Below are 26,248 nucleotides of genomic sequence, written 5' to 3' on the forward strand. Positions count from 1 at the left end.
GCTCGGCGGGGCCGGGCTGGTGCGTGGGGGCGGATGGCGGTGCGGCCGAGGCGCCTGAGACGCCTGAGGCGGTCGCAGTGGCTGCCGTGGCCGTCAGGCCGCGATCGGCAGCTGGATCGAGACGCGCAGTCCGCGCGGTCGGGCGGTGGACAGCCCGATGCGGCCGCCGTGGCGCTCGACGATCTCCTTGACGATCGCCAGGCCCAGGCCGCAGCCATTGCCCTCGTGGGTGGCGCGGAAGAAGCGCTCGAAGACCTGCTCACGCAGGGCCTCGGGGACGCCCGGGCCGTTGTCGGTGACGACGAGTTCCGCGTGATCGCCCGCCTCGTGCACCTGCACCGTCACCCGCGCGCCGCGGCCGGCGTAGCGCAGGGCGTTGTCGATCAGGTTGACCAGCGCCTCGCGCAGCAGCAGCGGGATGCCGACGACCGCCACCGGCCGCCCGGGCGCGCCGTCGGCGTCGTCGGTCTCCGGCCCCGCGCCATGCCGATCATCGAGCTGCGATGGGGAGGTGCACTCCGGATCGCTGTCCGGCCCGTCGTAGCCCAGGTCCACGTTCTGCTGCAGCGCGCGCGGCACCAGCTCGGCGGTGACCTCGCGGGCCAGGCGGCCCAGGTCGAAGCGCACCGGCGTCTGGCGCTGCAGCGACTCCGGCTCGGTGCGCGCGAGCGCGAGCAGCTGGTTCACGAGATGCGCGCTGCGGGAGGCGCCTTCATGCACGCGCGCCAGCCGCATCGTCAGCGGACCGGGCGGCGCCTCGGCGAGGGCGAGTTCGCTCTGGCTCTTGAGGCCCGCCAGCGGCGTGCGCAATTGATGGGCGGCGTCGCTGATGAAGCGGCGCTGGGCCTCGACGTTGTGGCTGACGGCCTCGAGCAGATCGTTGATGGCCTGCGCGAGCGAGCGCAGTTCCTGCGGCGCGGCATCGAGCTCGATGGGCCGCAGGTCGTTGGGCTTGCGGCCCTCGACCAGCCGGCGCAGCCGCGCGATCGGCGCCAGGCCTGCGCCGACGCCGGCCCACACGATCATGCTCATCAGCACGATCAGGACCGACAGCGGCAGCATCGTGTCGATCAGCAGCCGGCGCGCGAGCAGCTCGCGGTTGGCGCTGGAGCGCGCCACCTGCACCAGCATGGTCTGCTGGGCGCGGGGGTTTTCGCCGAACTGCAGGTACAGCGCGGCCACCCGCACCGGCGAGACGGCGCGGGCGCCGTCGGATTCGATCTCGCCGTCGTAGAACTGGGCCTGGCCCAGCGGCGGGCTGGCCGGCATCGCCGGCGGACTGGGCAGGTTGCGGTTGCCCAGGATGAACTGGCCCGGCGGCGAGCTGACGGTGTAGAGCAGCTTGTCGCTCGGGTCGGCCTCGAGTACGTCCTGCGCGGCGCGCGGGAAGTCGATCAGCAGCCCGTTGCCCATCGGCTTGACCTGGCGCGCGAGCGAGCGCGTGGCCTGCAGCAGCGTCGCGTCGACGGCCTCGTTGGCGTAGCGGCCGGCGAGCCGGTAGCTGAAGACCGCACCGGCCAGCCACAGCACCACCTGCGGCAGCAGCAGCCACAGCAGCAGCTGGCGCTTGAGCGAGAACCGCGAGGGGCTCATGGCGCGCGGGTGGTGGCGGACGGCGGGCGAGGCACGGGTCAGGGCAGGGCGGGGCGGGACCTCAGGCCCGCTCCAGCTCCAGCAGGTAGCCGAGCCCGCGCACGGTGCGGATCGCCACCTGCGCGCCCTCGAGCTTGCGGCGCAGGCGATGGATGTAGACCTCCACCGCGTTGGTCGCCGCGCCGTCGCTCGCGCTGGGCGCGGCGCGGTCGCCCGACCAGGCCTGGTTGATCTGCTCCTTCGTGATCACGCGGCCCTGGTGGGTCAGCAGCAGGTCCAGCAGGTCGAACTCGCGCGGGCTCAACTCCAGCATCTCGCCGCGCACCTGGGCGCTGCGGGTCTCGCGCTGCATGCTGAGCTGGCCCAGCTCGGTGCTGGCCTTGAGCGCGCGGCTGCGGCGCAGCAGCGCGCGCAGCCGGGCTTCCAGCTCGGGGAAGTCGAAGGGCTTGGTCAGGTAGTCGTCGGCGCCGGCGTTGAGGCCGGCGACCCGGTCCTCCAGGCTGTCCAGCGCCGTCAGGATCAGCACCGGCAGCGACGCGTCGGTCTGGCGCAGCTGGCGCAGCACGTCGATGCCGCTGACCATCGGCAGGCCCAGGTCCAGCACCACCACGTCGAACTGCTGCTTGGCCAGCAGGTATTGGGCGACGGCGCCATTGGGCGCGTGCTCCACGGTGAAGCCGCTGGCGCGCATCTGTTCGCACAGGGCGTCGGCCAGGATCGCATCGTCTTCGGCGAGCAGCAGGTTCATGAATGGCAGATTAACAGCCCGCGCGGACGCACTGCCCTGGGGCAAGCCCGGGGCGCCACTTCCGCACGCCGCGCCCCGTTGTCGGGCGATTGTCGGGCGATTGCCGACAGGCGCTGGCGGCGATGGCCTCTGCCGCGAGGGGGGACGGTGTCGGAATACTGCGCGCCATGAATGCCAGCGACCTCAAGCAGACGCTCTGGCGCGTCGTCTACACGAAGAACGCGAACCTGCAGAGCAGCGGGAGCGCGGCGGGGCCCTGGCATCCCGACCGCCGCCACATCGAGCGCTGCGCCCAGGCCATGCGGGCGATGGCGCAGGAGGTCGGCATCCAGAGCAACGCGGAGGCGGCGAAGACGGCCTGCACCTGGTTGAGCGGCGCGGCCTGAGCGCCGCATAAGCACAGACGAATTTCTCGCTTCGGTCCGCACGGCCGGACGGGAACACTCGGCGCCATCGCGCTAGCCGCGCCCCGAGTGCCCCCGATGACCGCTCCCGTGCTCCGTCGTCCCGACGACCTTCCCCCGACCGCCGCCACCGCCACGACCGTCCCCGCCGCGGCCTCGCTCGCCCAGGTGCTGGGTCCGGGCCTGGATCAAGTGGTGCAGCAGCTCGCCGCCACGGCGGTGCGACGCGACCGCGAAGGCGGCCACGCCGCCGAGCAGCGCGAGCTGATCCGCGCCAGCGGCCTGCTCGCGCTGACCATCCCCGAGGCGCACGGCGGCCTGGGCGGCGGCCTTCCCGAGTTCTACGAGGTCGTGCGGCGGCTGGCCCGCGTCGACAGCGCGCTCGCCCATGTGCTGGCCTTCCACCACCTCCAGCTCTATGGCGTGTCGCTGTACGGCGGGCCGGCCGCGACGGCCCACGGCGCGCGCCACCTGCGCGAGACCGTCGAGCAGCGCCTGTTCTGGGGCAACGCGCTGAACCCGGCCGACACGCGGCTGACCGCCGTGCGCGAGGGCGGCGGCTGGCGCCTCCAGGGCGCGAAGGGCTTCTGCTCCGGCGCGCTCGGCTCTGACCGCCTGACCGTGTCGGCGACCACCGCCGACGGCGGCTTCCTGATCGGCATCGTGCCGACGCGGCGCGAGGGCGTGCGGGTCGAGCAGGACTGGGATGCCTTCGGCCAGCGCCAGACCGACAGCGGCACGGTGCGCTTCGACGCGGTGCGCCTGGACGACGAGGAACTGCTGCAGGTCCCCGGCCAGGGACCGACGCCGCGCGCCACGCTGCGCTCCCAGATCGCGCAGCTGATCATGGCGCAGCTCTACCTGGGCCTGGCGGAAGGCGCCTTCGACGAGGCGCGCCGCTACACCGCGACGCGCGCCCGGCCGTGGTCCGCCTCCGGCGTGGCCCGCGCGGTCGACGATCCGCTGGTGCAGCACCGCTACGGGGACCTGTGGTTGAAGGTCCGCGCGGCGCAGGCCGTCGCGGCCGATGCGGTCGACCTGCTGCGCCGCGCCCTGGAGTGCGGCGAGGCGCTGACGGCGCAGGAGCGGGGCGAGGTCGCGCTCGCCGTCGCGGAGGCCAAGGTGCTGGCGCATCGCGCCGGCGTCGAGGTGGGCAGCCAGCTGTTCGAGTTGACCGGCGCGCGCAGTACCGCCGCCGAGTTCGGCCTCGACCGCTTCTGGCGCAACGCGCGGGTGCACACGCTGCACGACCCGGTCGACTACAAGCTGCGCGACCTCGGCCGCTTCTTCCTCGACGGCCGGATCCCCGATCCGACGGCCTACTCCTGATCGAGATGCCCATGAGCGAGCCGCTGATCCGCCTCGACGGCGTGTCCAAGTCCTTCGCGCTGCCGGACGGCCGGCGCTTCGAGGCCGTGCGCGAGGCCAGCCTGTCGGTGCACGCCGGCGAGGTCCTCGGCCTGATCGGCCGCAGCGGCGCCGGCAAGTCGACGCTGCTGCGGCTGATCAACCTGCTGGAGCGTCCCGACGCCGGACGGGTGCATCTGGGCAGCCGCGAGCTGACGGCCCTGAAGCCGGTGGAGCTGCGGCGCGAGCGCCAGCGGCTGGGGATGATCTTCCAGCACTTCAACCTGCTGCAGAACGCGACCGCGGCGGAGAACGTCGCCTTCCCGCTGCGGCTGCACGCGGGGCACTCGCGCCGCGAGATCGATGCGCGCGTGGCCGAGAGCCTCGCGCTGGTGGGGCTGGCCGACAAGGCCGACCACTACCCGGCGCAGCTGAGCGGCGGACAGAAGCAGCGGGTCGCGATCGCACGGGCGCTGGCGCCCCGACCCGACGTGCTGCTGTGCGACGAGCCGACCTCCGCGCTCGACGCGGCGACGACCGGCGAGCTGCTTGCCACGCTGCGCGACATCAACACGCGGCTGGGCGTGACGATCGTGATCGTCACGCACGAGCTGGAGGTGGTGCAGGCGCTGTGCCAGCGCGCCGCGGTGATCGCGGACGGTCGCCTGGTCGAGCAGTTCGACGTGGCCGACGCGTCGCGCCACGCGACATCGGCGCTCGGGCTCGAGCTGGTGCGGCTGCAGCGGCGCGAGACCAGGCTGGCCGCGCTGGACCAGTCGGCGCTCGAGACCTCCGCGGTGATCGCCGCCCTCGGGCGCCGGGAGGTCCGCCATGCTTGAGAACCTCGTCGGCCTGCTGCCGGAGATCGGGATCGCGCTCGGCCAGACCGCGCTGATGCTGGCGATCGGCCTGAGCGCGGCGGTGCTGCTCGGCGGGCCGCTGGGCGTGCTGCTCTTCCTGCTGAGCCCGGGCCAGTCGCTGTCCGGCCATCGCGGCGCGGCGCTCGTGCACCGGATCGTCAACGCGCTGGTGAACACCGTGCGCAGCTTCCCGTTCATCATCCTGCTGGTCGCGCTGGTGCCGATCACGCGCGTCATCGCCGGCACCTCGATCGGACCGCTGGCGGCGGCGGTGCCGCTGTCCTTCGCCGCGATCCCGTACTTCGCGCGCCTGGTCGAGCAGTGCCTGCGCGAGGTGCCGCGCGGCGTCATCGAGGCGGCGCAGGCGATGGGCGCCTCGGAGAGCCAGATCGTGCTGCGCGTGCTGGTGCGCGAGGCCCGCGCCGGCCTGGTGGGCGCGCTGACGGTGCTGGCGATCAGCTTCCTGTCCTACTCGGCGGTGGCCGGCGTGGTCGGCGGCGGCGGCATCGGCGACCTCGCGATCCGCTACGGCTACTACCGCTTCCAGACCGACGTCATGGTGCTGACCGTGGCCATCCTCGTCGCGCTCGTGCAGCTGATCCAGTTCACTGGCCACCGCGTCGCGCGGCGGCTCGACAAGCGCTGAGCGAGCCCGCGCCAGGGCGCGGCCGTCCCCATCCCCATTCACTTCACGTCCACTTCCAAGGATTCCCGATGACCGTTGCCCGCCGCACGCTGCTGGCCCTCGCGCTGAGCGCCGCCGCGCTGTCCACGCCCCTCGTCCACGCGCAGGACAAGAAGGAACTGACGATCGGCGCCACCGCCGGCTCCAACATCGAGGTGCTGCGCCAGGGCATCAAGCCGCTGCTGGAGAAGCGCGGCTACACCGTCAAGCTGGTCGAGTTCAACGACTACGTGCAGCCCAACATCGCGCTGGCCCAGGGCGCGCTGGACGCCAACTTCTTCCAGCACATCACCTACCTCAACCGCTTCCGCGAAGACCGCGGGCTGGACATCGTGGACGTGGTGCAGGGGCCGATGGCGCCGTTCGGGATCTATTCGAAGAAGCGCAAGAGCCTGGCCGAGGTGAAGCCGGGCGACCGCATCACGCTGGCCAACGACCCGGCCAACCTGGCGCACGGCCTGGCACTGCTGGCCGAGCAGAAGCTGCTGACGCTGAAGCCGGGCGCCGATCCGATCCGGGTGACCGAGAAGGACATCGCCTCCAACCCGCTGCAGCTGAAGCTGCAGCCCATCGAGGCGGCGCAGATCCCGCGCACGCTGGACGACGCGGAGTACGCGATCGTCAACGGCAACTTCGCGATCTCCAGCGGGCTCAAGCTGAGCGACGCGCTGCTGCTGGAGAAGACGCCCGACCACTACATGCTGGTCGTCGCGGTGAAGGGCAAGGACAAGGGCCAGCCCTGGGCGAAGGCGCTGAACGACGCATTCCGCGCACCGGAGTTCAAGACGGTGCTGTTGCAGAAGTTCCCCGGTTACGCGCGGCCCGCGTTCCTGCAATGAGCGCGCACGCGAAGGGCGCCGCGCCGGACCCTGGCGCGCCCAAGCCGGTGCGCTTCAACGCCTTTGCGATGAACACGGTCGGGCACCAGTCCCCGGGCCTGTGGACGCATCCGCGCGACGAGTCCCATCGCTACACCGATCCGGACTACTGGCTCGAGCTGGCGCGCCTGCTCGAGCGCGGCGGCTTCGACAGCGTCTTCCTGGCCGATGTGCTGGGCGTCTACGACGTCCATGGCGGCACGCCCGACGCGGCGCTGCGCCATGCGGTACAGGTGCCGCTGAACGATCCGCTGGCGCTGGTGCCGCTGATGGCCTCGGTGACGCGGCGGCTCGGTTTCGGCGTCACGGTCGCGCTCACCTACGAGCCGCCGTACAGCTTCGCGCGGCGCATGTCGACGCTGGACCACCTGACCCGGGGTCGCATCGGCTGGAACATCGTCACCGGCTATCTCGACAGCGCGGCGCGCAACCTCGGGCAGGACGGCCAGCGCGCGCACGACGAGCGCTACGACCTGGCCGACGAGTACCTCGACGTCGTCTACAAGCTCTGGGAACTGAGCTGGGCGGACGACGCGGTGCGGCGGGACAAGACGGGGCGGGTCTACACCGACCCCTCCAAGGTCCGTGCGATCCACCACCGCGGCCCGCACTACCGCGTGCCCGGCGTGCATCTGTGCGAGCCGTCGCCGCAGCGCACGCCGGTGCTGTTCCAGGCCGGCACGTCGAGCCGCGGCCGCACCTTCGCCGGCCGGCATGCGGAGTGCATCTTCGTCAGCGGCCCCAGCAAGGCGGTGGTGAAGGGCTACGTGGACGGCCTGCGCGAGGCCGTCGTGGCCGCCGGCCGTGCACCGGGCGACGTGCTGATCTACGGACAGGCGCTGATCGTCACCGCGCCGACGGCCGAAGCGGCGCAGGCCAAGCTCAAGGACCTGGAGCGCCATGTCGACATTGAGGCCGCGCTGGCCCTGCTGTCGGGCTGGACCGGCGTCGACTTCAGCCGCTATCCGCTGGACGCGACCATCGACTACCTCGACACGCAGGCGGGTCGCACGGCGCTGGCCTCGTTCAGCAGCGCGGACCCGACGCGGCGCTGGACCGTCGGCGAGGCCGCCGCGTTCATCGGGCTGGGCGGGCGGGGACCGGTGTTCGTCGGCGATCCGGCGCAGGTCGCCGATCAACTGCTCGACTGGCAGGCGGCCACCGGCCTCGACGGCTTCAACCTGGCCTATGCGCTGGCGCATGAGACCTTCCGCGATGTCGTCGAGCTGGTGGTGCCGGAGCTGCGCCGGCGCGGGCGCTACCCACCCGAGCACGGGCCCGGTGCCGACGACGCCGACGCGACGGCGCCGACGCTGCGCGCCCGGCTCTTCGATCGCGGAGACCGGCTGCCGGCGAATCACGCGGGGCGGCAGGTCCGGCTCGGTGCGCCGCAGGACGGGCGTCCGACTGCGGGCCACGACACCGCGGGCCACGACACCGCCCGCCACGCCGCTGCCCCCGCTGTCGATGCGGCCGCCGATCTGTCTCTCACTTCCCTGACCATTCCCTTGACGGAGCCTGCCGCATGAGCCGAAGGAACGATTCAAAGCAAGCGCTGCCGCCGACACGGCGCGACGCCCTGGCGCTGGGCGCGGGCCTGGCCGCTGGCCTCGCCGGGCTTACCAGCGTCGGCGCGCGCGCGCAGGGCACCGCGGCGCCGAAGGAGTTGCGGCTCGACTACGCCTACTACTCGCCCACCAGCCTGGTGCTGCGCCGCTTCGGCTGGCTGGAGGAGGACCTGGCCAAGGACGGCACCGCGGTGCGCTGGGTGCTGAGCGCCGGCAGCAACCGCGCGCTGGAGTACCTGAACGCGGGCAGCCTGGACGTCGGCTCCACCGCCGGCCTGGCCGCGCTGCTGGCGCGAGCGAACGGCAATCCGATCCGCACGCCCTATATCTTTTCGCGGCCGGAATGGACGGCACTGGTGGTGCGCGGCGACTCCGGCATCCGGTCCCTCGCCGACCTGAAGGGACGCCGTATCGCGGCGACCAAAGGCACCGACCCCTATCTGTTCCTGCTGCGTGCGCTGCACACCGTCGGCCTCAAGCGCGGCGACATCGAGCATGTCGCCCTCCAGCATGCCGACGGCCGCGCGGCGCTGGAGCAGGGGCGCGTCGACGCCTGGGCCGGGCTGGATCCGCTGATGGCGGCGAGCGAGCTCGACGCCGGCTCGAAGCTGCTGTACCGCAACGTCGGCTTCAACACCTATGGCTTCCTCAACGTGCGCGAGGAGTTCCTGGCCCGGCACCCGCAGACGGTGCGCCGCGTGATCGCCGCGTACGAACGCGCGCGGGCCTGGACGCTGGCGAATCCGTCGGACGCCGCGAAGATCCTGTCGGAGGAGGCCAAGGTCAGCCTGCCGGTGGCATTGCTGCAGGTGAAGCTGCGCAGCGATTTCTCGCGTCCCCAGCCGTCGGACGAGCATCTGAAGGCGCTGCAGGCGGCGGCGCCGATCCTGACGGCGGAGCAGCTGGTCAAGCCGGGCGTGGACCTGAATCGCACGATCGCCGATCTGGTCGACACGCGCTTCGCCACCGGGCTGGTGAAGGCGTGAGCGGGCGCGAGCGGGCCGCGATGAGCGCCGATCCCGACCTGATCGCGCGGGCCGTGGCCTCGCTCGGACCGGTGTTGCCGGAGCAGCCGGCGGCTGCGGCAGTTGCGGCGAATGTTGCGAATGCGGCGGGCGGGACGGATGCGGCCGCCGGCCGGTGGCCGGCCTGGCTGCTCGGCGCCTTGCCGCCCGTGGCGCTGCTGGTGCTGGCCGAGGCCGCGGTGCGGCTCGGCTGGATCGCGCCGCACCTGCTGCCCGCGCCGAGCGATGTCGGCGCCGCGCTGGCGCAGATGGCGCGCGATGGCCAGCTCGTCCCGCATGTGGTCGCCAGCAGCCTGCGCGTGGCTGGCGGCTTCGCACTGGGCGCGGTCCTCGCGGTGCTGCTGGGCGCGCTGGTGGGCCTGTCGGCCACGGCGGCGGCGGTGCTGACGCCGAGCTTCCAGGCCCTGCGCGCGATCCCGTCGCTGGCCTGGGTGCCGCTGCTGCTGCTCTGGCTGGGCATCGACGAGGCGTCCAAGCTCGCGCTGATCGCGATCGGCGCGTTCTTCCCCGTCTACATGGGCGTGTCCGCGGGTTTCCGCGACGTGGACCGCAAGCTGGTCGAGGTCGCCCGGCTGCGCGGGTTCTGCCGCGCGGCGCTGGCGCGGCGCGTGCTGCTGCCCGCGGCGCTGCCGGCGCTGCTGACCGGCCTGCGCAACGGGCTCAGCCTGGCGTGGATGTTCATGGTCGCGGCCGAGCTGATCGCGGCGAGCCGCGGCCTGGGCTACCTGCTGACCGATGGTCGTGAGACGGGGCGGGCCGACCTGGTGCTGGCGGCGATCGTGCTGCTGGCCCTGCTGGGCAAGCTCACGGACAGCCTGATGGCCACGGTGGAACAACGCGCGCTGCACTGGCGCGACAGCTTTGGAGGCCCGGCATGAGCGTGCTCGAAGTGCAGGTGAGGGCGAAGCGATTCGCCGGTGCGGCCAGCGTGGTCGGCTCGGCCGGCAAGGTTCGCGGGAATGGCCAAGGTGGCGGGGCACAGGCCTCGCCGCGCGAAACGCCGGTGCTGTCCGACGTCCGCTTCGCGTTGGCGGCGGGGGAGGTGCTCGCGCTGGTCGGCGCGAGCGGCTGCGGCAAGAGCACGCTGCTGCGCATCGTGGCGGGGCTGGATCCCGATTTCAGCGGCGAGGTCCGGCTCGGTGGGCGGGCGCGGCAGGGGCCGGATCGGGACATCGGGGTCGTCTTCCAGGAACCACGGCTGTTCCCGTGGCTGACCGTGGCGGAGAACGTCGGGTTCGATCTCGGGCAAGGGCATGACGAGGCCTGGGTGAGGCGGCTGCTCGAGGAGGTCGGCTTGGCCGGACTGGAGGACGCGCTGCCGCGCCAGCTGTCCGGCGGCCAGGCACAGCGGGCGGCGATCGCGAGGGCGCTCTACACGCGGCCGCGCGTGCTGCTGCTGGATGAGCCGTTCTCGGCGCTGGATGCGTTCACGCGGATGAAGCTGCAGGACCTTGTGCGGGAGGTGGCGCGGGCTCATGGCACCAGCCTGCTGCTCGTGACGCATGACATCGAGGAGGCGGTGCTGCTCGCCGATCGGGTGCTGGTGCTCGGGGCAGCGCCGGGGCGCATCGTGCGGGAGATTCCCGTCGGGGTGCCGCACCCCCGGGGGCGTGGGAGCGCCGAACTGGGGGCGCTGCGGGGGCAGGTGTTGTCGGCGTTGGCACCACCGGGGTGATCGGCCCTGACCCCCACCGCTCTCCCGCAAGCGGGCGAGGGGCTTCGGTGCGTCGTGCCCGGGCGTCTGGCGATAGCCGTTTTACGCCTATCCATCGGCGTTCTGCTTCGTTCAGGGAATGACGGCCGATTCGCAGAATGACCCGGTCCCTGCTTCATCCCCCGACCGCCATGTCCGTCCTGCTCATCGCCGCCAGTCCCAGTGTCCACTCGCGCTCCGGCGCCTTGCTGAGCGCCGCGGCGCAGCGCCTGCATCACCACGGGCTCCCGACCCGCACCCTCAAGCTGCGCGATCTGCCCGCGCAGGCGCTGCTTCATGCGGACATCGGGGACGCGACCCTGCGCGAGGCGCTCGCCTCGGTCGCCGAGGCGAAGACCATCGTCATCGCGACCCCCATCTACAAGGCGGCCTATAGCGGGCTGCTGAAAGTCTTCCTCGACCTGCTGCCGCAGGACGGCCTGGCCGGCAAGACGGTCTGGACGCTCGCGACGGGCGGCAGCCTCGCCCATCTGCTGGCGCTCGACTACGGCCTGCTGCCGGTGCTGTCCGCGCTCGGGGCCCGCTCGCACATCGATGGCGTCTATGCCAGCGACGCCCAGATCGCCAAGGATGCCGCCGGCGAGTACCGCGTCGGCGATGACATCGCCCGCCGCCTGCTGGTGGGCGCCTCGCAGGTGATCGATCGCGTGCCCGCGCCCGAGCGCGCGGCGCCCGTCGCGCGTCCCGCCCTGGTCCTCTGAACGTCGGCCTTGGCCGGCGCTCTCCAACAACCTTCCACTCCGCGACCTCCTCATGACGCTGTTCCTTGACCGCCGCGCGGCGCTGATCCGCGCCGTCACCTTCTCCGCCGCGCTCGCCGCGACGCTGGGCCTGCATGCCGGCGCCGCGCACGCGCAGGCGCCGGCCAATCCCACCGAGCTCCGCATCGGCTTCCAGAAGTACGGCACGCTGACCGTGCTGAAGGCCAAGGGCGACCTGGAGAAGCGCCTGGCGCCGCTGGGCATCACGGTGAAGTGGACCGAGTTCCCCGCCGGCCCGCAGCTGCTCGAGGGGCTGAACGTCGGTTCCATCGACTTCGGCACCGTCGGCGAGGCGCCGCCGATCTTCGCGCAGGCCGCCGGCGCGGACCTGGTCTATGTCGCCAACCAGCCGCCCGCGCCGGCGGCCGAGGCGCTGGTCGTGCCCAAGGACTCGCCGGTGCGCACGCTGGCCGATCTCAAGGGCCGCAAGGTGGTGCTGAACAAGGGCTCCAACGTCCACTACCTGCTGGTCAAGCTGCTGGAGAAGCAGGGCCTGAAGTACAGCGACATCCAGGTCGTCTACCTGCCGCCGGCCGACGCGCGCGCCGCCTTCGAACGCGGCGCCGTCGACGCCTGGGTGATCTGGGATCCCTTCCTCGCCGCGGCCGAGCGGCAGCTCGGCGCGCGCGTGATCGCCGACGGCAAGGGCGTGGTCGCGAACCACCAGTTCTACCTGGCCGCGCGCGGCTACGCGGAGAAGCATCCGCAGGTGGTGCAGGCGATCGTCGACGAACTGGCGCGGCTGGACCGCTGGTCCGAGGCCAACACCGCCGCCGTGGCGGCCTTGCTCGCGCCGCAGATCGGCCTGGACGTCGCGACCACCGAGCTCGCCGCCGCGCGCTTCGCCTACGGCATCCAGCCGATCACGCCGGCGATCGCCGCCGAGCAGCAGAAGATCGCCGACGCCTTCCATGCGCTGAAGCTGATCCCCAAGCCCATCCGCATCGCCGACGCGCTGCCGAAGTCGGTCCGCACCGCCGCCAAGTGAGCGGCACGACGAGAGAAGGTCCCCCCATGAAGATCCTCTGGTTCATCCCCACGCACGGCGACTCGCGCTACCTCGGCACCTCCAGGGGCGCCCGCGTCGCGGACTTCGACTACTACCGCCAGGTCGCGATCGCGGCCGACAGCCTCGGCTACGAGGGCGTGCTGCTGCCCACCGGCCGCAGCTGCGAGGACAGCTGGATCGTCGCGGCCAGCCTGATCGAGGCGACGCGGCGCCTGAAGTTCCTCGTCGCGCTGCGGCCGGGGCTGGTGCAGCCGGTGCAGTCCGCGCGGATGGCGGCGACGCTGGACCGGCTCTCCGGCGGGCGACTGCTGGTCAACCTGGTCACCGGCGGCGATCCGGACGAACTGGCCGGCGACGGCCTGTTCCTGCCGCATGAAGAGCGCTACGCGCTGTCCACCGAGTTCCTGACCGTGTGGCGCGAGGTGCTGCGCGCCAGTCACGAGGGCGAGGCCGTCGACTTCGACGGCGACCAGCTGCGGGTGAAGGGTGGCAAGCTGCTGTACCCGCCGGTGAGCCGGCCCTATCCGCCGGTGTTCTTCGGCGGCTCGTCGGGACCGGCGATCGAGCTGGCGGCCGAGCAGGTCGACACCTACCTGACCTGGGGCGAGCCGCCAGCTGCCGTCGCCGAGAAGCTGGGCGAAGTGCGCCAGCGCGCGCAGGCCAAGGGGCGCCGCCTTGAGTACGGCATCCGCCTGCATGTCATCGTCCGCGAGACCGAGGAAGAGGCCTGGGCCGCCGCCGGCGACCTGGTGAAGCACCTCGACGAGGACGTGATCGCGGCGGCGCAGGCCAAGTTCGCCGCGATGGATTCGGTGGGGCAGCGCCGCATGGCCGAGCTGCACCAGGGTCGGTTCAACAAGGACGACATCCGCAGCGGGCTGGAGATCTCGCCCAACCTGTGGGCCGGCGTGGGCCTGGTGCGTGGCGGCGCGGGCACGGCGCTGGTCGGCAATCCGCAGCAGGTGGCCGATCGACTGAAGGAATACGCCGCGCTGGGCCTGGAGTACTTCGTGCTCAGCGGCTATCCGCATCTGGAGGAGGCCTACCGCTTCGCCGAGCTGGTGTTCCCGCTGCTGCCGCTGGCGCTGCGCGAGAAGCTCAGCGCGCCCAAGCTGACCGGCCCCTTCGGCGAGATCGTCGCCAACAGCTACGTCCCCGGTCCGGCCAAGCTGGCCGCCGCGAGCTGACATGGGGGCGGCCGTGATCGAGGCGCCACGCGCGCCGGGCAGGGTGGGTGCCGCGATCGGAGACAGCGCCGGCGGGCGGGCAGCGCCACGCCAACCGCAGGCGTGGCGGGCCGCGTCCGCCGCGGCGCTCAGGCGATTGCTCCCGTGGCTGGTGCCGCTGGCGGTGCTGGCGCTCTGGCAACTGAGCGCGCAGGCGGGCTGGCTGTCGACGCGGGTGCTGCCGGCGCCTTCGGCGGTGGCGCGGGCGGCGTGGGAGCTGGCGCTGTCGGGCGAGCTCTGGCGGCACCTGGTGGTGAGCACCGGCCGGGCCTTCCTCGGCTTCGCGATCGGGGGCGGCCTGGGGCTGCTGCTGGGCCTGCTGACCGGCTCGCAGCGCTGGGCCGAGACGGCGCTGGACACGACGCTCCAGATGCTGCGCAACATCCCGCCGCTGGCGCTGATCCCGCTGGTGATCCTGTGGTTCGGCATCGACGAGACGGCCAAGCTGTTCCTGGTGGCGCTGGGCGTGTTCTTCCCGGTCTACCTGAACACCTTCCACGGCATCCGTGGCGTGGACCGCGACCTGATCGAGATGGCGCGCTCCTACGGCCTGCGCGGCGGGGCGCTGTACCGGCGGGTGATCCTGCCGGGGGCGACGGCCTCCATCCTCGTGGGGCTGCGCTTCTCGCTGGGGCTGATGTGGGTGCTGCTGATCGTGGCCGAGACCATTTCGGCGCAGAGCGGCATCGGCTACATGACGATGAACGCGCGCGAGTTCCTGCAGACGGACGTGGTGCTGGTGGGCATCCTGATCTACGCGCTGCTGGGCAAGCTGGCCGACGTCGCGGCTCAGGCGCTGGAGCGCGCCTGGCTGCGCTGGCATCCGGGCTATCAGACATGACGGGCAAGACATGATGAGCGTCACCGAGATCGACATCCTGGCCGATGCGCAGGACTCCCAGCCCGCGGCGCTGCCGGCCGAGGCGGACGCGCCGCTGCCGCCGCTTGCGCGCCGCAACCTGGCCGGGCCGCGCGACGCCGCGGCCGGTGGCGAGGCGGTGACGCTGGCGGGCCTGGGCAAGTCCTTCGGCGAGCGCCAGGTCTTGCGCGGCGTGGACCTGCGGGTCGAGGCCGGCGAGTTCGTCGCGGTCATCGGCCGCAGCGGCTGCGGCAAGAGCACGCTGCTGCGGCTGCTCGCCGGGCTCGATCAGCCGAGCGCGGGGACGCTCGCGGCCGGCGAGGCGTCGGCCACGCGCTTCATGTTCCAGGAGGCGCGGCTGCTGCCGTGGGCCAAGGTGGTCGACAACGTCGCCCTCGGCCTGGAAGGCGAGGACGCCCGCGAGCGCGCGCTGAAGGCGCTCGCGCAGGTGGGCCTGGCCGACCGCGCCGGCGAATGGCCGGCCCGGCTGTCCGGCGGTCAACGCCAGCGCGTGGCGCTGGCCCGGGCGCTGGTGCACGCGCCGAAGCTGCTGCTGCTGGACGAGCCGCTGGGCGCGCTGGATGCGCTGACCCGCATCGACATGCAGCGGCTGATCGAGTCGCTGTGGACGCGGCACGGCTTCACCGCGCTGCTGGTGACGCACGACGTGGCCGAGGCGGTCGCGCTGGCGGACCGGGTGCTGCTGATCGAGGACGGCCGGCTGGCGCTGGACCTGCGCATCGACCTGCCGCGACCGCGCCGTCGCGATGCGGCCTTCGCGGCGCTGGAGCAGCGGCTGCTCGATCGCGTGCTGAGCGCGCCGGACCGCGAGCCCGAGACACCGCCCGACCACGCGGCGGTGCCGGTGCCCGCGCCGATGTTGCGCTGGGCGGTGTAGGGTGCCGCGCGCATCACCGCCGTAGAGTTCCACGAGGCTTCCCTGAAGCGATTCGGAGCGAGGGTCCGCGAACACATGACAGCGCGGCGGGGACCGGGCAAGGCGGCGGGGCAGGGTGAGGCGGCGGGGCAGGGTGAGGCGGTCCCCGCGCTGGAGGCTTGAGGCCCGTTCAGTCCTTGGGTACCCTGGCCCGATGACACTGCCGCTGCCCATCGCCACGCCACTGCCCAACGCGGAGTGGCCCTACCTCGAGATCCTCCTGCGCCTGGCGCTGGCCCTGTCGCTGGGCCTGCTGCTGGGCCTGGAGCGGGAGCGGCGCGGCAAGGAGGCCGGGCTGCGGACCTTCGGCTTCATCGCCTTGCTCGGCGCGCTGGGCGGCTCGCTGGGCGAGCATTACGCGCTGCTGAGCCTGATCCTGGCCGCCGGCCTGGCGATCCCGCTGAACGTGCACACGATGCGCGGCGGCCATGGGCCGGAGCTGACGACCTCCGCCGCGATGCTGGTGACCTGCATGGCGGGCGTGCTGTGCGGGCTCGGCCACACGGTGACGCCGGCGGCGGTGATGGTGAGCACCACCGCGCTGCTGGCCTGGAAGGAGCGGCTCTCGGGCCTGTCGATGGGCCTGACCGAGGGCGAGGTGCGCTCGGCCCTGCTGCTCGCGATCCTGGCCATCGTCATCTACCCGGCGCTGCCGGCCGGCGCGGTCGGTCCGTGGCGGCTGATCGAGCCGCGCGCCGCCTGGGTCACCGTGATCCTGATCGCCAGCATCGGCTTCGTGAACTACATCCTGTGGAAGATGTATGGCTCCAAGGGCGCGGAGCTGTCGGCCTTCTTCGGCGGCCTGGTCAACAGCAACTTCACCGTCGTCGAGATGGCCACGCGGGTCCGCGAGACGGCTGGCCGCTTCGCCGAAGGCGCGTACCGCGCGGTGCTGGTGGCGGTGGCCGCGATGGTGCTGCGCAACGCGGTGCTGCTGCTGATCCTCACGCCGCTGGCCTTCGTCAACGCGGCGGCGGCCTTCGGGATGATGGTGCTGTCGGCGGCGGGCTTCGTGGTGCTGAGCCTGCTGCAGCGCAACGGCACGCCGACCGAGGATGTCTCGGACATCAAGCTGGAGCTGCCGTTCTCGCTGCCGGTGGCGCTGCGCTACGGGCTGCTGTTCCTGGCGCTGCACATCGTGGGCCGGCTGATGCAGCGCGAGTTCGGCGAGGCCGGCTTCTATGCGGTCACCGTCATCGGCGGGCTGCTGTCCAGCGCCAGCGCGGTGGCCGCCGCGGCGAGCATGGCGGCGCAGGGCGCGATCGGCTTCGACGTCGCGGCCAACGGCGCGGTGCTGGCATCGCTCACCAGCCTGGTGTTCAGCCTGTCCTTCATCGTGCGCACCGGGCATCGGCCCCTGATCGCGCGCCTGGCGATCGCGATGGTGGGCATCGCGCTGGCGGGCGGACTGGGCCTGCTGCTGCGCGAGCTGGTCAAGCCGCTGGTCGAGGCCTTGCTGCCCTACGCCAACGGCAACGGACCCTGAGCAGGGCGGGCCTTATCGGCCGCGTCTTCCGTGGACCGGGCCCGCCCGGTCTTCAATTCCCGAAAGCCCGGCGCAGGCGCTCGCCTGCAAAGGTCTGCGCGTTGCGCGCCTTCTCCACGACCGCGGCGGCGCCGAAGAACTCGTGGGTCACGCCTTCATAGTCGCGGCGCTCGACCAGGACATCGGCCCGCTTGAGCGCGTCCTCCATCTTCGCGCTGTCGGATCGCAGTGGATCCACCCGGGCGCTGATCAGCGTCACCGGCGGCAGGCCAGCGAGCCGGGCGTCGATCAGGTTCAGGCGCCAGTCCTTGAGCTGCGCCTTGTCCTCCAGGAGCTGGTCCAGGAACCACTGGACCATCGCCCGGTTGAGCGGCTGCGCGAGCGCGTTCTCCAGGTAGGACTCGGTGTTGAGGCTGCTCTGCGTCAGCGGATAGATGGCCAGCACATGAGCGGGCTTTTGCAGGCCGGCGTCGCGCGCGGCGATCGCGGTGGCGAGCGCGAGGTTGCCGCCGGCGCTCTCGCCGGCCAGCGCGACGCGGCTGGTGTCGCCCTTGCGATTGGCTGCGTTGGCCAGCGTCCAGCGGTAGGCGGCCAGCGCGTCGTCCCAGGCGGCGGGGAACCGGGCCTCCGGCGCGCGGCGGTAATCGACGGAGATGACCAGCGCCTGGGCCTGCTGCGCGATGGCGCGCGCGCTGGCGTCGTAGACCTGCTTGTCGGCGAGGACCCAGCCACCGCCGTGGAAATAGACGACGACCGGGAAGGGCCCGGGCCCGGCCGGCGTGTAGAAGCGCGCCGGCAGCGGACCGGCCGCGCCCTGCACGGTGGCGTCGACGCTGGTGATGCCGGGCGCCAGCTGCGCGGGATCGGTGCTGCGCTGGTTCTGGCGCAGCAGCGCCTGGACCGCATCCGCCACGGTCGGATTCGCGCGGGCGGCGCGGACGTCGAGCTTCTCGATCGCCTTGGGCTTCAGCCCTTCATGCGCCTTCAGCAGCGCCAGCATGTCGCCATCCAGCCGGATCTTGCCCAGGCCCTTGGCGATGGCGGTGCTGACCTTGCCGGGCCGCTCATTGCCAGTGCCCTTGCCGGCGTCGTCATCGGCGCGGGCGGGGGACAGCGCCGTCAGCAGCAGCGCAATCGCGCCGATGGCCCCGACCCTGACGGTGAAGTGCGAGGTGGCAGACATGACAGGCTCCTGGTCGATGAGGCGGCATCCGCTCGGATGCCTGGACAGAGGCGGCATCGTTCCGGCGGCGGTTCAGCGCCGCGCCTTCGCCTCCAGCACGAAATACGCGATCGCCGCGACCGCCAGCGGCGCGAGGTAGTACAGCGCGCGGTAGGCGATCAGCGCCGCCAGCACCTGGCCGTCGCCGAGCGTGGGTCCGAGGAAGGCGACGAACACGCCTTCCAGCACGCCCAGCCCGGCCGGCACATGGGTGATGACGCCGGCCACCGCCGCGACGAGCAGCACCGCCAGGGTGTGGCCGTAGTCCACGTCCTGCTGCAACAGCACCCACAGCACCGCGCCGATGGTCAGCCAGTTGGCGGAGGCGATCAGCAGCTGCATCAGCGCGATGCGCAGGCTGGGGACGAAGAAGTGGTGGCCGCGCAAGCGGAACTCGCGGCGCGGCGAGAAGGCGCACAAGGCCAGGTAGCCCAGCACGACGGCCCACATCAGCGCGCCCAGCCCGCGCAGCGCGGCTGCGCCGATGCGCCAGTCCGCCGGCGGGGCCAGCCAGCCGAAGAGAAACAGGCCGCCCGCCAGCAGGCCATAACCGAGCCAGTTGGAGGCCATGCTGAGCGCCAGGACCTTGGCCGGGACGGGATGCCTCAAGCCCTCGCGGGCATAGAGCCGCAGCCGCATCGCGACGCCGCCGACCAGCGAGCCCAGGTTGAGATTGAACGCATAGCTGATGAAGGTGATCAGCATGACGCGCCGCGCCGGCACCGGGTGCCGCGTCCAGCGCTTGCCGATCAGGTCGTAGCCGCTGTAGATCAGGTGGCTGAGCGCGCACAGCGCGCCGCCCGCGGCCAGCACGCCCACAGGCAGCTGCCGCAGCGCGTCGCCGACCTCGTGCCAGTCGATCTGGCGCGCCGCCCAGGCCAGCAGCGCCACGACGGCGATCGCGAAGGCGGCGCTGAGCCAGCGCCCCCAGCCGCGCCAGCCGCCCAGGCCGCGCCAGCGCCGGCGCGCCGGCGCCGCGTGGCCGCGGCCGTTCCGGCTCACTCCGCGGTTTCCTTGCTCAACTGCTTCGTGGCGTGCCATTGCCAGGCCTCGATCGCCGGTGTCTGCGGCGCGCTGACCACCACCGGCGTTTCCGCCACCGGCAACAGCGGCTGCGTCTGTCGCGGCAGCCGCGCCAGCCAGCGCGGGAAATGCCGCATCACGTGAAAGACCAGCGCGCCCATGCCCAGTCGCCACCACCAACGGTGCGCGTTGGTCTCCTCCAGCTTCAGCAGCCGGCAGTGGCTGCGCATCAGCGGCTGCAGCTTGTCGCGCAGCGCGCGGTTGAACTCGCGGTCCTCGACGATGAGGTTGGCCTCCAGGTTCAGCGACAGGCTCAGCGGATCCAGGTTGCTGGAACCCACCGTCGCCCAGGCGCCGTCCACCAGCGCGACCTTGCCGTGCATCGGCCGCTCGCAGTACTCGTGGATGTGGACGCCGGCGCGCATCAGCTGGTCGTAGACCATGCGCGCGGCCCAGCGCGCCCAGGGGATGTCGGGCTGTCCCTGCAGGACCAGGTGGACCGCCACGCCGCGCCGCGCCGCGCGCTGCATGCTCCGCAGCAGCAGGAAGCCGGGGAAGAAATAGGCGTTGGCGATGATCACCTCGTGCCGCGCCGCATGCAGGGCCATGCGGTACATGCGCTCGATGTCGTCGCGATGGCGATGGTTGTCGCGGGTGACGACGACCGCCTTGGCCGGGCCCGCGCGCGCGGCGCGGTCTCCGGGCGTAGCTGACGACATCGCGCGCGGCTCGCGGGCCCGGCCGGGCCACCAGCGTCGCTGCGCGGCGGGGCCGGCCGACGGCGCCGTCGTCGTCTCCGTTGTTGCAGTCTTCGTCGTCGTCGTGCCGAGGATCTCGAGCGTCGCGCGGCGCAGCTGCGTCACCACCGGGCCGTGGACGCGCACCGCGTAGTCCTGCTTGGCCTCGGGACCGAAATCGATCAGGTGGTCGGCCGAGAAATTGATGCCGCCGATGAAGCCGGTCGTCCCATCGACGACGACGATCTTGCGATGCAGCCGCCGGAACGGCTTCAGGCGGCGCGACAAGCGCGGTGGCGGATCGAAGACGTGCAGCCGCACGCCGGCCTCGGTGAGGCCGCGGACGAAGCCTTCGGACAGCTCCGGCGACCCGAAGCCGTCCACCGTCATGTCCACGCGCACGCCGCGCCGGGCGGCGGCGATCAGCACCTCGCGCAAGGCCAGGCCGACCTTGTCCTCGAACAGGATGAAGGTCTCGATCAGCACTTCCTCGCGGGCCGACTCGATCGCGGCGAAAACGGCGGGGAAGTACTCCTCGCCGTTCTCGAGCAGCTCGATGCGGTTGCCCTCGGTCCAGTCCGGACGCTTCATAGGCGGATCTCCGCGGCCAGCGGCGCATGGTCCGACAGGTGCGACCAGGGCCGGCGCGGCAGCACGATCGGATGCTGCACCGAGGCGCCGCGCACGTAGATGCGGTCCAGCGGCAGCAGCGGGAAGCGCGCCGGGAAGGTGCGCGCGGCCGCGCCGTAGGACTTCACGAAGACCTCGGCCAGTCCCGCGCAGCGGCTCAGCATGCGGTGGGCGCGCTGGCGCCAGTCGTTGAAGTCGCCGGCCACGACCACCGGGTCTTCCGGCGGCAGGCTGTCGATCAGCTGGCACAGGCGCTCGACCTGGCGCTGGCGATGCGACTCGCGCAGGCCCAGGTGGACGCAGATCGCATGCAGCTGGCGGCCGCCTTCCAGCTTGAGCACGCTGTGCAGCAGGCCCCGGCGCTCTGGCCCTTCCACCGACACGTCATGGTTGGTGTGATGGGTGATGGCGAACTTCGACAGCAGGGCATTGCCGTGATGCCCCTGCGGATAGACCGCGTTGCGGCCGTAGGCGAAGTCGCTCCAGAGGCTGTCGGCCAGGAACTCGTAGTGGGGCGCCTGGGGCCAGGTCGGGACACGGGCCGCGTGCAGTTCATGCTCGCCGAGCACTTCCTGCAGGAAGACGACGTCGGCGGACACGGCCCGCACCGCTTCCCGCAACTCGTGCAGGATGAAGCGGCGGTTGAAGAAACCGAAACCCTTGTGGAGATTGACGGTGAGGACGGTGAACTTCATGGCCTGCCCAGCGGCAAGCCCTGTGCCCGTCAGGGTTTACTGGTCGTCAGACTGCAGCACCATGGGGCCCACGCACAGGACCCCGAAGGTGAGCGCGAAGGCGCCCACCAGAATCGCGCCGATCAGTTCAAGCATGGGGTGCTCCTGTTGGCGGTTGGCCGCAGCTCGCGGCGGGCTCCCGGCTCGGAGCGCGAGGCTCGCGGAGGCCGGGTGGGAGCGGCCAATACTAGACCCCTCGCGGCCGTCGTCGCAATCGCGCGGCGCGGAGTCCCACCGCTGATTCAGGGGATTCCCCGGGCCCGGTTGCGCAACGCTGCACGCCGTGCTCAGGAACGCGCGGCGCTGATGACGACGCTCGCGCTGGCGAAGTGCCGCTTCAAGTCTTTCGTTCAAGTCATTGAACAGGCATGGCTTTTGCCGCCCGCCCGGGCAGGTGTCGATGCGCCTGGGGGTGCGGCGACGCTGTGGCGTGCGCGCGCAGGGCGGCGGTGCGACTTCCGCTGGCCCCCACGCCCCAAGCCCCGGATGACGTCGGGGTCATCGCACGGCGGCCGACGGCTCGCGACGCAAGACCCGGCCTAAACTCGTCGGGCGTTCGGCGACAGGTCACATCAGGGAGACGACAGATGACCGAAGAGACCGCGCAGCCCGTCGTCCTGTTCGTGGACGACGAGCCGTCGATCCTCAGCGCATTGCGCCGGCTGGTCCGGCCCCAGGGCTATCGCGTGCTGCTCGCGTCCGGCGGGGCGGCCGGGCTGGAGATCCTCGCCCAGGAACCCGTCGATGTCGTGGTGTCGGACATGCGCATGCCGGAGATGGACGGCGCGATGTTCCTCGAGCAGGTGCGGGAGCGCTGGCCCTCGGTGGGCCGCATCCTGCTGACCGGTTATGCCGACATCCAGGCCACGGTCGCGGCCGTCAACCGCGGCCAGATCCAGCGCCACATCGCCAAGCCCTGGGACGACCGCGAGCTGCTCCTGGCGATCGACGACGCGCTGGCGCGCCGCCGGCTCGAACTCGAGAATCGCGCGCTGCTGCAGCTGACCAAGACCCAGAACGCCGAGCTGCAGTCGCTCAACGCCGACCTCTCGCAGCGGGTGCGCGCCCGCACGCAGGAGATCGAGCAGGTCAACGCGATGCTGGAGAAATCCTTCGAGCAGGTGAAGGAGAACTTCCTGCTCTCCATCCAGGTCTTCTCGGGCCTGCTGGAGCTGCGCGAGGGCGGGCTGGCGGGCTACTCGCGCCAGGTCGCCGACCTGGCGCGGCGCACGGCGCGCCGCATGGGCCTGGGACCGCGGGTGGAGGAAGACGTCCACAGCGCCGGCCTGCTGCACGAGATCGGCAAGATCGGCTTCCCCGACGCGCTGCTGCGCAAGCCGGTGTCGACGATGAACGCCGAGGAGATCGCGCGCTACCGCCGCCACACGCTCAACGGCGAGGCCGCGCTGCTGCCGCTGGGCCAGCTGCAGCATGTGGCGCGACTGGTGCGCTCGCAGCATGAGCGCATCGACGGCAAGGGCTTCCCCGACGGCCTGTCGGGCAACGCGGTGGGTCTGGCCTCGCAGGCGCTGAGCGTGGCCAGCGACTACTGCGCCGCGCAGTCGGGCCGCATGGCCGAGCAGCACTTCTCCCCGGCGCAGGCGCTGCAGCTGATCCGCGGCGGCGCGGGCACGCGCTACGAGCAAGAGATCGTCGAGGCCTTCGAGCTCGCCCTGACCGACGAGCCCGAGGACAAGCCGCGCGACCGCCAGGTCAGCCCGCAGGACGTGGAGCCCGGCATGGTGCTCGCGCGCGACCTGCTGACGCCCAAGGGCACGCTGCTGCTGGCGGCGGGGCATGTCTTCGACGCGCGCCTGGTGCGTCAGATCCGCGAGTTCGCCGGCCGCGAGGGGGTGCGGCTCGCGCTCTACATCCGGCTGCCGGATGAGGACGCCGGGCCGGTGCGCGCGCGGCCGGCCGCCGCGCCGAGCGCGCCGACCGCACCGAATGCGCCTACAGCGCCGACCGCCCCGACCGTCCCGCAAGGAGCCTCCCATGGCTGAACGCATCCTGATCGTGGACGACGAGCCCGGCATCCTCCATGCGCTGCAGCGGCTGCTGCGCCATGGCCTGAGCGCGCCCGACGGCAGCCGCTACCAGGTCGACGAATGCGCCAACGGCGCGCTGGCGCTGGAGCAGGCGCGGCGCCAGGTCTACGCGCTGGCGATCTCCGACTACCGCATGCCCGAGATGAACGGCGTGGACTTCCTGACGGCGCTGCGCACGCTGCAGCCCGACTGCGAGCGCATCATCCTGTCGGGCTACGCCGACCTGAACGCGCTGGTGCGGGCCGTCAACGAGGCCGCCATCGCGCGCTTCATCGCCAAGCCCTGGGCCGACTTCGAACTGCTCAGCGCGGTGCGGCAGGTGCTGCAGGTCCGCGACCTGGTCATCGAGAACCGCCGCCTGGCCGACCTGGTCCGCACCCAGCAGGGCCAGATCAGCGCGCAGGAGGCGGAGCTGCGCCGGCTCGAGCGCCTGGAGCCCGGCATCACCCATGTCAACTGGGCCGACGACGGATCCTTCATCCTGGAGGATCCGGGCGACGTGAAGCTATGAGCGCCGCCATCCCCGCGTCGATGCCTGCGCCGATGGCAGCGCCGCTCGCCGAGCCGGCGGCGGCCGGCGAGCTGCCGGCCGACTTCTCTGCCGAGCTGGCGGCCGCCTGGGAGGCGGTGACCACGCCGGTGCTCGTGCATGACCTGGCGGGCATCGTCCACGCCAACGCGGCGATGCTGCGGCTGCTGGGCTACGACGCGGCCGCGATGGCGGCGATGCCGTTCGAGGGCTGGGCCGCGCCCGAGCAGCGCGAGGCGCTGCGCCACTACGGCCTGCAGGCCATCGCGCAGGACGATCCACCGCCGGCCATCGAGATCGAGGCGTTGACGGCGAGCGGCTCGACGCGGTCGCTGGAGCTGACCGCGCGACCGGTCAGTCTGCGCGGACGCCGGCTCAACGTGATGACGGTGCAGGACCTGAGCGACATGCGCCATGTGCAGACCAGCCTGCTCGACGTGGGGCGCGTGCTGCACCAGATCATCGAGAACAGTCCGGTCGCCAGCTTCGTGCTCGACGCCGAGCACCGGGTCACGCACTGGAACGCCGCCTGCGCCAAGCTCACCGGCCGCGACCGCTTCGACATGCTGGGGCGGCAGGACGCCTGGTCGGCCTTCTATCCGGACGAGCGCCCGCTGCTGGCCGACCTGATCATCGCCGGCACCATCGAGGCGGAGGGCGTCCCGCTGTACGAGGGCCGCTGCCGCCGCTCGGAGACCGTGGACGACGCCTATGAGGTCGAGTCCTTCTTCCCGCAGATGGACGGCGGCGGGCGCTGGCTGTTCTTCACCGCCGCGCCGCTGCGGGATGCGCATGGCAGCGTCATCGGCGCGATCGAGACGCTGCAGGACGTCACCCAGCGGCGCCGCGCCGAGGAGGAACTGCGCCGCCATCGCGCCGAGCTCGAGGAGCTGGTCAGCGAGCGCACCGCCGAGCTGCTGCTCACGCACCATGAGTTGGAGGCCTTCCTGGAGAACGCGTCGGTGGGCATCGTCACCACGCTCAACCAGCGCATCGTGCGCGGCAACCGCAAGTTCAACGAGATGTTCGAGCTCGACGGCGCCTCGCCCAGCGGCATCCCGACGCGTTCCTTCTTCGCCAGCGACGAGGACTTCCAGTCGCTGGCGTCGATCGCCTATCCGGTGCTCACCCGCGGCGAGTCGCTGCAGCACGAGATGCCCATGGTCTCCGCGCGCGGCCGGCCGCTGTGGATCCAGATGATCGCCTACGTGGCCAATCCGCATGACCGCCTGGCCCAGACCTGGTGGTTGCTGCAGGACCGCAGCGAGGTGCGGCGCGTGCAGCGCGAGCTTGAGGAAAACTACCAGCGCATCAAGTCGACCAACACCCGCCTGGAAGAGGCGCAGAACCAGCTGCTGCAGTCCGAGAAGATGGCCTCCATCGGCCAGCTCGCGGCCGGCGTGGCGCATGAGATCAACAACCCCATCGGCTTCGTCAGCTCCAACATGAGCACGCTGCGCGGCTACGTGGAGCCGCTGTTCGAGCTGCTCGACACGATGCAGGCGCAGGCGCCCGGCACGCTGCCCGAGGCCGTCGACCGCGCGCTGCGCGAGCTGGACCGGCGCATCGACCTGGCCTTCGTCAAGGAGGACCTGCCGCAGCTGCTCGACGAGAGCGACGACGGCCTGGTGCGGGTCAAGAAGATCGTGCACGACCTCAAGGACTTCTCGCGCGTGGACCATGCCGAGTGGCAGGACGCCGACCTCAACGCGGGCCTCGAGTCGACGCTCAACGTCGTGATGAACGAGGTCAAGTACAAGGCCGACGTGAAGAAGGACTACGGCCAGCTGCCGCCGGTGCGCTGCATCGCGGCGCAACTGAACCAGGTCTTCATGAACCTGATCGTCAACGCGGCCCATGCCATCCCGCAGCGCGGCGAGATCCGCCTGCGCACGCGGGCCGAGGGCGATTGGGTCCGCGTCGAGGTGCAGGACACCGGCACCGGCATGAGCGAGGAGGTGCGGCGCCGCATCTTCGAGCCCTTCTTCACGACCAAGCCGGTGGGCAAGGGCACCGGGCTGGGGCTGTCGCTGTCCTACTCCATCGTGCAGAAGCATGCGGGGCGGATCGAGGTGCGCAGCGTGCCCGGCGAAGGCACGACCTTCGAGGTCTGGATTCCCGTCAAGCCACCGGAAGACGTGGCCGCGCCGACGTGACCGGCGCGCGGCCTACCTGCATTGCGAGCCGTCCAACGGCTACCAGACCGCCTACGTCCGGCTGCTGGC

Annotated in this window: 24 protein-coding genes; 18 read left to right on the top strand and 6 right to left on the bottom strand. The window is 71.9% G+C overall.

Annotation, left to right across the window (positions count from 1 at the left end):
• Positions 1–93: 93 nt before the first annotated feature.
• Positions 94–1,593, bottom strand: coding sequence for a sensor histidine kinase (locus FHT38_RS06895; protein ID WP_183490869.1), 1,500 nt, complete (start codon positions 1,591–1,593; stop codon positions 94–96).
• A 61-nt stretch (positions 1,594–1,654) separates the two neighbouring features.
• Entirely contained in the window at positions 1,655–2,341 is a 687-nt protein-coding gene (locus FHT38_RS06900) for a response regulator transcription factor (RefSeq protein ID WP_091723842.1), read from the bottom strand.
• 167 nt (positions 2,342–2,508) lie between these two features.
• On the opposite strand from FHT38_RS06900, the gene FHT38_RS06905 reads away from it, so the two are divergent.
• The 15 genes from FHT38_RS06905 (at position 2,509) to FHT38_RS06975 (ending at position 17,100) form a co-directional block, all read left to right on the top strand.
• Positions 2,509–2,727, top strand: coding sequence for a hypothetical protein (locus FHT38_RS06905; protein WP_091723845.1), 219 nt, complete (start codon positions 2,509–2,511; stop codon positions 2,725–2,727).
• Between the two features lie 96 nt (positions 2,728–2,823).
• Complete coding sequence (locus FHT38_RS06910) at positions 2,824–4,074, top strand: acyl-CoA dehydrogenase family protein (RefSeq protein ID WP_183490871.1); 1,251 nt, start codon at positions 2,824–2,826, stop codon at positions 4,072–4,074.
• Positions 4,075–4,085: 11 nt separating this feature from the next.
• Positions 4,086–4,931: a methionine ABC transporter ATP-binding protein gene (locus FHT38_RS06915; protein WP_255488623.1), complete on the top strand. Its 846-nt coding sequence runs from the start codon at positions 4,086–4,088 to the stop codon at positions 4,929–4,931.
• The gene (locus tag FHT38_RS06920) at positions 4,924–5,598 is read left to right on the top strand and encodes a methionine ABC transporter permease (RefSeq protein ID WP_091723853.1); all 675 of its coding nucleotides are present in this window, start codon (positions 4,924–4,926) and stop codon (positions 5,596–5,598) included. The genes FHT38_RS06915 and FHT38_RS06920 overlap by 8 nt, the downstream gene beginning before the upstream one ends.
• A gap of 68 nt (positions 5,599–5,666) precedes the next feature.
• Positions 5,667–6,476, top strand: a complete 810-nt coding sequence (locus tag FHT38_RS06925) for a MetQ/NlpA family ABC transporter substrate-binding protein (RefSeq protein WP_091723855.1) — start codon at positions 5,667–5,669, stop codon at positions 6,474–6,476.
• Positions 6,473–8,044: an LLM class flavin-dependent oxidoreductase gene (locus FHT38_RS06930; protein ID WP_183490875.1), complete on the top strand. Its 1,572-nt coding sequence runs from the start codon at positions 6,473–6,475 to the stop codon at positions 8,042–8,044. Before FHT38_RS06925 ends, FHT38_RS06930 begins: the two co-directional genes overlap by 4 nt.
• Entirely contained in the window at positions 8,041–9,069 is a 1,029-nt protein-coding gene (locus FHT38_RS06935) for an aliphatic sulfonate ABC transporter substrate-binding protein (protein ID WP_183490877.1), read from the top strand. Before FHT38_RS06930 ends, FHT38_RS06935 begins: the two co-directional genes overlap by 4 nt.
• A 20-nt stretch (positions 9,070–9,089) precedes the next feature.
• Positions 9,090–9,986 carry an ABC transporter permease gene (locus FHT38_RS06940; protein ID WP_183490879.1) on the top strand — a complete coding sequence of 299 codons (897 nt, stop codon included), beginning with the start codon at positions 9,090–9,092 and terminating at the stop codon, positions 9,984–9,986.
• Entirely contained in the window at positions 9,983–10,783 is an 801-nt protein-coding gene (locus tag FHT38_RS06945; protein WP_183490881.1) for an ABC transporter ATP-binding protein, read from the top strand. The genes FHT38_RS06940 and FHT38_RS06945 overlap by 4 nt, the downstream gene beginning before the upstream one ends.
• A 170-nt stretch (positions 10,784–10,953) precedes the next feature.
• Complete coding sequence (gene ssuE / locus FHT38_RS06950) at positions 10,954–11,523, top strand: NADPH-dependent FMN reductase (RefSeq protein WP_183490883.1); 570 nt, start codon at positions 10,954–10,956, stop codon at positions 11,521–11,523.
• A 52-nt stretch (positions 11,524–11,575) separates the two neighbouring features.
• A complete protein-coding gene (locus tag FHT38_RS06955; RefSeq protein WP_183490885.1) occupies positions 11,576–12,571 on the top strand; it encodes a sulfonate ABC transporter substrate-binding protein in 996 nt (331 codons plus the stop codon).
• Between the two features lie 26 nt (positions 12,572–12,597).
• Positions 12,598–13,779, top strand: a complete 1,182-nt coding sequence (ssuD, locus tag FHT38_RS06960; protein ID WP_183490887.1) for an FMNH2-dependent alkanesulfonate monooxygenase — start codon at positions 12,598–12,600, stop codon at positions 13,777–13,779.
• A gap of 1 nt (position 13,780) precedes the next feature.
• Positions 13,781–14,659 (top strand): aliphatic sulfonate ABC transporter permease SsuC, encoded by an 879-nt coding sequence (ssuC, locus tag FHT38_RS06965; RefSeq protein ID WP_183490889.1) that lies wholly within the window; start codon positions 13,781–13,783, stop codon positions 14,657–14,659.
• A gap of 13 nt (positions 14,660–14,672) precedes the next feature.
• Entirely contained in the window at positions 14,673–15,575 is a 903-nt protein-coding gene (locus FHT38_RS06970) for an ATP-binding cassette domain-containing protein (protein WP_183492411.1), read from the top strand.
• A gap of 193 nt (positions 15,576–15,768) precedes the next feature.
• The gene (locus FHT38_RS06975) at positions 15,769–17,100 is read left to right on the top strand and encodes a DUF4010 domain-containing protein (RefSeq protein WP_183490891.1); all 1,332 of its coding nucleotides are present in this window, start codon (positions 15,769–15,771) and stop codon (positions 17,098–17,100) included.
• Positions 17,101–17,152: 52 nt separating this feature from the next.
• Here the strand turns inward: FHT38_RS06975 and FHT38_RS06980 are convergent, their stop codons facing one another.
• The 4 genes from FHT38_RS06980 to FHT38_RS06995 all read right to left on the bottom strand — a co-directional run bounded on the left by FHT38_RS06980 (position 17,153) and on the right by FHT38_RS06995 (position 21,407).
• Positions 17,153–18,283, bottom strand: coding sequence for an alpha/beta hydrolase (locus FHT38_RS06980; RefSeq protein WP_183490893.1), 1,131 nt, complete (start codon positions 18,281–18,283; stop codon positions 17,153–17,155).
• A gap of 72 nt (positions 18,284–18,355) precedes the next feature.
• Positions 18,356–19,324, bottom strand: a complete 969-nt coding sequence (locus tag FHT38_RS06985; RefSeq protein ID WP_310737353.1) for a lysylphosphatidylglycerol synthase domain-containing protein — start codon at positions 19,322–19,324, stop codon at positions 18,356–18,358.
• Complete coding sequence (clsB, locus tag FHT38_RS06990; RefSeq protein WP_183490897.1) at positions 19,321–20,673, bottom strand: cardiolipin synthase ClsB; 1,353 nt, start codon at positions 20,671–20,673, stop codon at positions 19,321–19,323. The genes FHT38_RS06985 and clsB overlap by 4 nt, the downstream gene beginning before the upstream one ends.
• Positions 20,670–21,407 (bottom strand): endonuclease/exonuclease/phosphatase family protein, encoded by a 738-nt coding sequence (locus FHT38_RS06995; RefSeq protein WP_091723885.1) that lies wholly within the window; start codon positions 21,405–21,407, stop codon positions 20,670–20,672. The genes clsB and FHT38_RS06995 overlap by 4 nt, the downstream gene beginning before the upstream one ends.
• Before the next feature lie 626 nt (positions 21,408–22,033).
• On the opposite strand from FHT38_RS06995, the gene FHT38_RS07000 reads away from it, so the two are divergent.
• The 3 genes from FHT38_RS07000 to FHT38_RS07010 are packed head-to-tail and all read left to right on the top strand — an operon-like array spanning position 22,034 to position 26,179.
• A complete protein-coding gene (locus FHT38_RS07000; RefSeq protein WP_183490899.1) occupies positions 22,034–23,449 on the top strand; it encodes an HD domain-containing phosphohydrolase in 1,416 nt (471 codons plus the stop codon).
• Positions 23,442–24,005: a response regulator gene (locus FHT38_RS07005; protein WP_091723890.1), complete on the top strand. Its 564-nt coding sequence runs from the start codon at positions 23,442–23,444 to the stop codon at positions 24,003–24,005. The genes FHT38_RS07000 and FHT38_RS07005 overlap by 8 nt, the downstream gene beginning before the upstream one ends.
• Positions 24,002–26,179 carry a PAS domain S-box protein gene (locus tag FHT38_RS07010; RefSeq protein ID WP_183490901.1) on the top strand — a complete coding sequence of 726 codons (2,178 nt, stop codon included), beginning with the start codon at positions 24,002–24,004 and terminating at the stop codon, positions 26,177–26,179. Before FHT38_RS07005 ends, FHT38_RS07010 begins: the two co-directional genes overlap by 4 nt.
• The last annotated feature ends 69 nt before the right edge of the window (positions 26,180–26,248 follow it).

Origin of the sequence: Mitsuaria sp. BK041 (assembly GCF_014193085.1) — a bacterium.
Lineage (GTDB): Bacteria > Pseudomonadota > Gammaproteobacteria > Burkholderiales > Burkholderiaceae_C > Roseateles.

What these genes read in the sequence shown, in the direction of transcription:
- FHT38_RS06895 (WP_183490869.1), bottom strand. Translation starts at nt 1,593, where the DNA reads ATGAGCCCCTCGCGGTTCTCGCTCAAGCGCCAGCTGCTGCTGTGGCTG.
- FHT38_RS06900 (WP_091723842.1), bottom strand. Translation starts at nt 2,341, where the DNA reads ATGAACCTGCTGCTCGCCGAAGACGATGCGATCCTGGCCGACGCCCTG.
- FHT38_RS06905 (WP_091723845.1), top strand. Translation starts at nt 2,509, where the DNA reads ATGAATGCCAGCGACCTCAAGCAGACGCTCTGGCGCGTCGTCTACACG.
- FHT38_RS06910 (WP_183490871.1), top strand. Translation starts at nt 2,824, where the DNA reads ATGACCGCTCCCGTGCTCCGTCGTCCCGACGACCTTCCCCCGACCGCC.
- FHT38_RS06915 (WP_255488623.1), top strand. Translation starts at nt 4,086, where the DNA reads ATGAGCGAGCCGCTGATCCGCCTCGACGGCGTGTCCAAGTCCTTCGCG.
- FHT38_RS06920 (WP_091723853.1), top strand. Translation starts at nt 4,924, where the DNA reads ATGCTTGAGAACCTCGTCGGCCTGCTGCCGGAGATCGGGATCGCGCTC.
- FHT38_RS06925 (WP_091723855.1), top strand. Translation starts at nt 5,667, where the DNA reads ATGACCGTTGCCCGCCGCACGCTGCTGGCCCTCGCGCTGAGCGCCGCC.
- FHT38_RS06930 (WP_183490875.1), top strand. Translation starts at nt 6,473, where the DNA reads ATGAGCGCGCACGCGAAGGGCGCCGCGCCGGACCCTGGCGCGCCCAAG.
- FHT38_RS06935 (WP_183490877.1), top strand. Translation starts at nt 8,041, where the DNA reads ATGAGCCGAAGGAACGATTCAAAGCAAGCGCTGCCGCCGACACGGCGC.
- FHT38_RS06940 (WP_183490879.1), top strand. Translation starts at nt 9,090, where the DNA reads ATGAGCGCCGATCCCGACCTGATCGCGCGGGCCGTGGCCTCGCTCGGA.
- FHT38_RS06945 (WP_183490881.1), top strand. Translation starts at nt 9,983, where the DNA reads ATGAGCGTGCTCGAAGTGCAGGTGAGGGCGAAGCGATTCGCCGGTGCG.
- ssuE (WP_183490883.1), top strand. Translation starts at nt 10,954, where the DNA reads ATGTCCGTCCTGCTCATCGCCGCCAGTCCCAGTGTCCACTCGCGCTCC.
- FHT38_RS06955 (WP_183490885.1), top strand. Translation starts at nt 11,576, where the DNA reads ATGACGCTGTTCCTTGACCGCCGCGCGGCGCTGATCCGCGCCGTCACC.
- ssuD (WP_183490887.1), top strand. Translation starts at nt 12,598, where the DNA reads ATGAAGATCCTCTGGTTCATCCCCACGCACGGCGACTCGCGCTACCTC.
- ssuC (WP_183490889.1), top strand. Translation starts at nt 13,781, where the DNA reads ATGGGGGCGGCCGTGATCGAGGCGCCACGCGCGCCGGGCAGGGTGGGT.
- FHT38_RS06970 (WP_183492411.1), top strand. Translation starts at nt 14,673, where the DNA reads ATGAGCGTCACCGAGATCGACATCCTGGCCGATGCGCAGGACTCCCAG.
- FHT38_RS06975 (WP_183490891.1), top strand. Translation starts at nt 15,769, where the DNA reads ATGACACTGCCGCTGCCCATCGCCACGCCACTGCCCAACGCGGAGTGG.
- FHT38_RS06980 (WP_183490893.1), bottom strand. Translation starts at nt 18,283, where the DNA reads ATGTCTGCCACCTCGCACTTCACCGTCAGGGTCGGGGCCATCGGCGCG.
- clsB (WP_183490897.1), bottom strand. Translation starts at nt 20,673, where the DNA reads ATGAAGCGTCCGGACTGGACCGAGGGCAACCGCATCGAGCTGCTCGAG.
- FHT38_RS06995 (WP_091723885.1), bottom strand. Translation starts at nt 21,407, where the DNA reads ATGAAGTTCACCGTCCTCACCGTCAATCTCCACAAGGGTTTCGGTTTC.
- FHT38_RS07000 (WP_183490899.1), top strand. Translation starts at nt 22,034, where the DNA reads ATGACCGAAGAGACCGCGCAGCCCGTCGTCCTGTTCGTGGACGACGAG.
- FHT38_RS07005 (WP_091723890.1), top strand. Translation starts at nt 23,442, where the DNA reads ATGGCTGAACGCATCCTGATCGTGGACGACGAGCCCGGCATCCTCCAT.
- FHT38_RS07010 (WP_183490901.1), top strand. Translation starts at nt 24,002, where the DNA reads ATGAGCGCCGCCATCCCCGCGTCGATGCCTGCGCCGATGGCAGCGCCG.